This window comes from Cellulophaga sp. BC115SP, from assembly GCF_009905545.1.
Lineage (GTDB): Bacteria > Bacteroidota > Bacteroidia > Cytophagales > Spirosomataceae > Flectobacillus > Flectobacillus rivi.
Genome location: NZ_JAAALB010000110.1, coordinates 1 through 3253 on the forward strand (window position 1 = coordinate 1; position 3253 = coordinate 3253).

Sequence of the window (3253 nt, forward strand, 5' to 3'; positions counted from 1 at the left end):
GCTCTTAACTAACAGATAGTTAAGAGCTTTTGTATAAATACTTATTCTACATCACTTCGTTTTATCCAGCCTTCGATAGTTTTACCTATCCATTCACCATTTTTTTCTGGATAATATCTAATTTTCAACCAACCGTTTTTTTCTTCAATTATCTCTATAGGGTCGTTTTTGATTAGATACATTTTGCTAGGTACATAAGGAGAATTATAAATCTTTGATTTATTGATAGTTATTTTTTTTATCTTCTTATCAAACAATTGGTTTAATAATATTGGTGAAAATTGAAAAATCAACTTGCTAATAATCATTGGGGGGAAATCTTTCTCTTTTTTATAAATATGCACATTTGAATTGATTATTTCCATTCGAGTACCTATTTGAACTGGAAATTCTTCTATTCCTAATTTGCTTAATATACCATTAAAATAAAATATACTATTGATACTACCTTCATTCTTAATATTCAAGTATTTAATATCATCTTCTTCTAAGTTTACCCTTAAAAAACGTGATTTGGCATAACTAATATCCGAGTTAGTATTTTGTACAGAGTCTAAGTGCATTAGATATGAGTCATTTTCATCAATAAAGCCTACTTTTCCAAAACCATTCAAAGCAACCTCTTTACTATCAATTAGCCCAACCCACGCTATACTATCTTTGTAAAAAACAATATAATTATTTCCATAAACACCACTTTTCCATATACCTTTGATATCAGATAGTTTAATATTTTGGGAGTTACTCAAATTTGAAATGAGTACTAATATACTCAACAGCAGGTAATTTGCGTATTTCATGATAGCTTATTTTTTTAATACTGTGATAGCTTTATCTTTTATATTTCCTCGGTTTTTCACCTCATCTTGGGGTTCAGCCCCTTTTACTTTTAATGTAACACCAGCAGTATTGTTGTCATCTGCCTTTGAATTACAATTTTTCAATCGCCAATAATACATACTTGCTTTCATTGCAACATCCAGATTTGTTTCAAGTTCATCAATATGCCCATTATCAGATGTTTGTTTATGAAAATATTTTTTATTATTTATATTTTCTATATCAGAATTCCATGCGTTACTTAGTTGCTGATAATTAAATTTTCCTGTCAGTTGAATAAACCCTCTACCTAAAAAAGTAGAACCATCCTTACTATTCGGAGAGCCATTTCCTAGATCGTAGTCTCCACCTTTTAATCTAGCTGAACAAGAATATACATAATCGAATAAAGCTGATGAACATATATATTTTCTCTTAATTTCTTCAGTAGTATCGGGAGTACCTGGTACACATTTTATTTTTTGAGTTTCTGTTGCACAGGCATCTAAATCTTCACATTCAAATCCTTCGAATAAATCACAATAATGTTTGTAACCAAAATTATCTCGGATGGCATTTTCTCTGTAACACGGTATTTCTTTTGTGTGTATTAATCCTCCCGTTTCAACACCTATCTGCCCTAAAAAATGGCTCATTTTTTCGGCATTATCAATCCCATATTCATCGCTGTACTTATTGATAATACCTGCTACTTCGTCGCATCTCTCTTGTGAAGTTCCCGAAAATATCTCATGTAACTGTGCTCCAGTAATAGGGAAAGTAGCTTGATGCTCTTGAACTTTACTACCCAAATATTTCCAAACGGCATCTATTTTAACATCTTTATTTTCAGTATCTTGGATGTCAAATAAGAAAGCTCTCAACTTTTAATAAAAATTGAGAGCTTTCTTATTTGAAAAATTATATTCTTTTACTTTATATCACTCTTTTTTATCCAGCCTTCGATAATCTTTTTACCATAATAACGGATATTGAGCCACTCTTCTTTCTCTTCTAATATCTCTACTTCATCGCCCTTTATGAGGTACATTTTGGTGGGAGAATTAGGAGAGTCATATATTATTGATTTTGATACTTTAATTAACTCCAATGATGGTGTTGGCTCTCCAACATCATTATGCATTTTACCAAATAATTTATCAAAACTAACCTCTTCAAACGCTAGTTGATTCTCATACTTATAGATTTTATCCTCTATTAATACCTCTCTGCCTGTATTAAATGTCTTAATCTGATGTTTAATCATATACCAATTATCCCTTTGTTTATCGAATCGGCAATAGCAATAATAGTTATTGGGATCCTGACCTCCTTCTTCATTAACAATACAAAATGTTGTATTATCTACGCCAAATATTGATGTATGAATAACCCAAAGTGCTTTCCTATTTACATTCTTTAAGAGGTATTCATTTTGACCGTTATTTAAGTAGATAGCTAATTCATGTCCAGAATTACCTTTGGGTACCTTATTTATTTTATTATATTCATAATCAAATTGAAGCAATATGTCTTTTAGTCCATCTCCATTGACATCTATTTTTAAGGTATCTTGGGATATGTTGCCACTATTCATATCAAATGGAATTTTATCAATTTTTATCAATGTTCTACTTTCTTGTGCATTACATGAGTATAATGCTAATATCGCTAAAATTATTAATATTTTTTTCATATTGTCAAATGTTTACTCACAAGGAAATAAACCTTTAAGTCGTTCAAATTCTTTTTTTCTTTTACTCCAGCCATTTGGCTCACAATCATAACATTTTTCCCTTACTCCTGTATTCGGGTTCTTCTTATAACCACAAAACTCTGTGTTACCACAATTTACAAGTTTAGAAACTTTCAACAAGCTTTCTTCAGATAAATCACTACAATATCGAGAACATTTCTTTTCTATTTTCCAATACCAAAAAGCAGATAATACAGCATATTTAGGATTTGTGGCAACCTCTTCAGGATGATTTTCAAAATCAACTTCATCTCCCTGCTCTTTACAATATGTTTCAAAGGGTTCATAATTATACTCCCAGCCAGTTAATTGCATTAGACCTCTGCCTTTGTACTTTGATTGGCTACTTGCATAATCACTTGGAAGTTCTGATAAATCTTTAAGTTGTGTCGTTTCTTCTGCAATTTGTGTGAAAAAATGTATTCTTTCTTCACAACTAGTAATTCCAAACTCCTTCAAATACTTGTTTATATAAGGAAGAAAGTCTTTACTTTTTTGTTCAGTTACTTTAGGAAATATTTTTTTAAGGAGTACTTCGTCTAATTCACCTGTAAATGAAATATTTTTAGTCCCCTGCCCACTCAAATACTTCCAAACAGTATCGATTTTCTCTACTTTCTTTTCTTCATCTAATACGTTGATGCTTAAGACAATATTGCTTGAGTTGGGTACTGAAAA

At 30.7% G+C, this 3253-nt stretch carries 4 protein-coding genes; all 4 read right to left on the reverse strand.

The window, feature by feature from the left end; all coding sequences use genetic code 11:
- Positions 1-41 precede the first annotated feature (41 nt).
- On the reverse strand, positions 42-800 hold the full coding sequence (locus GVN22_RS26935) for a hypothetical protein (RefSeq protein WP_166554102.1): 759 nt from the start codon (positions 798-800) through the stop codon (positions 42-44).
- 6 nt (positions 801-806) lie between these two features.
- Positions 807-1703 carry a hypothetical protein gene (locus GVN22_RS26940; protein WP_166554103.1) on the reverse strand — a complete coding sequence of 299 codons (897 nt, stop codon included), beginning with the start codon at positions 1701-1703 and terminating at the stop codon, positions 807-809.
- A gap of 47 nt (positions 1704-1750) precedes the next feature.
- The gene (locus GVN22_RS26945; RefSeq protein WP_166554104.1) at positions 1751-2515 is read right to left on the reverse strand and encodes a hypothetical protein; all 765 of its coding nucleotides are present in this window, start codon (positions 2513-2515) and stop codon (positions 1751-1753) included.
- Positions 2516-2527: 12 nt separating this feature from the next.
- The coding region (locus GVN22_RS26950; protein ID WP_205691055.1) for a glycoside hydrolase family 19 protein at positions 2528-3253 on the reverse strand (726 nt) is incomplete at its 5' end.

Excerpts from the sequence above, each read along its gene's own strand:
- GVN22_RS26935 (WP_166554102.1), bottom strand. The coding sequence starts at position 800 with ATGAAATACGCAAATTACCTGCTGTTGAGTATATTAGTACTCATTTCA.
- GVN22_RS26945 (WP_166554104.1), bottom strand. The coding sequence starts at position 2,515 with ATGAAAAAAATATTAATAATTTTAGCGATATTAGCATTATACTCATGT.